Origin of the sequence: Tenacibaculum adriaticum, from assembly GCF_008124875.1 — a bacterium.
GTDB lineage: Bacteria > Bacteroidota > Bacteroidia > Flavobacteriales > Flavobacteriaceae > Polaribacter > Polaribacter adriaticus.
This window is the reverse complement of record NZ_VNIA01000019.1, coordinates 1-1,222: the sequence shown is the minus strand read 5'-3', so window position 1 is coordinate 1,222 and position 1,222 is coordinate 1. Positions and strand designations below refer to the sequence as shown.

Sequence of the window (1,222 nt, the reverse complement as noted above, 5' to 3'; positions counted from 1 at the left end):
CTGCTGTTGCTGTTAACTGCTCATTTATAGTTACTGATTGTTGTGTTCCTGCGCATCCCGCGCCATCTACTACATCAATCGTATAGTTCCCATTACTTAAACCTGTAAACGTATACGTTGTTGCTGTACTCGGCGTTGGAGTTTGGGGTGATCCTCCGTTTAATATAAACTGATAATCTCCATTTCCTGCCGTTACATTTACTACTATCTCCCCTGTGTTTCCACCTGCATAACATACTGTTGGTACCGAAGTAAATACTATGTTTGCTGCCGGATCTACCGTAATAGCAAATGCTGGCGAATCACAATTGTTAGCGTCTCTTACCACTACATTATGTGCTCCTGCTGCTATTCCTGTAAAAGTTGAGCTTGCTTGGAAGGCTCCTCCATCAATACTATACGTATATCCTGGTGTTCCGCCTGATCCCGTTACCTCTATCGTTGCTCCTGTTGGTGCTGTACAGGTAACTTCTTTTGTGATTACTGCACTTGCCGCTACCGCTGTTGGTTCATTTAAAGTAATTGGTCCTAAAGTGATTGTACATGCTGCTGGTGAACTTGCATCTGGGCGTACATTTATTGTATAGGCTATATTGTCTAATCCTGTAATCGTCTCAGTCGCATTACTACTGGTAACAAACCCTCCTCCATTTACACTATACTCATAGCTTCCTGTGAAATTTGTTACTTCAAAAGTAATCGTTCCATTGGTACCTCCATTACACGTTACATCTGTGCTTCCTGTAATTGCCGCGTCAAAGGCCTCGCCTGATGCTACATTTACTACAAAATCTCTAGGACACGCTCTTGGCGCTGTTACCGTTATCGTATGTGAACCTATTGTTTGATCTGTAAATACATTACCCGTCTGAACTGCTCCTCCATCTATACTATAACTATACGTTAAGGCTGGTAAGGCTGGTGGTGTTAATGTGATATTTCCTGTCCCATCACAATTATAGGTTACCGCATCCGTGAAATCTGGAATTACTGGTAATGGATCTATTATAATTGTATCAACTACCTCTGTACAGCCGTTACCATCTTGAACAGTTAAATCATAAGTCCCTTCTGTTAAGTTTCCATAAACTAAACCTGGTCCGTAAACGCCGTTTACTCCATAAGTATAACCTGATGTTCCTGGTGTTCCGCCTGTAGCCGCTGTAAAAGTAATCTCTCCTAAAGTTCCACACGTATAATCCTGTGTTAAACTCGCTGTACT

Annotated in this window: 1 protein-coding gene; it reads right to left on the bottom strand. The window is 42.0% G+C overall.

The window, feature by feature from the left end:
• Positions 1-1,222 (bottom strand): SprB repeat-containing protein (locus C7447_RS14655; RefSeq protein ID WP_246143089.1); only part of this gene is annotated, 1,222 nt, incomplete at both ends.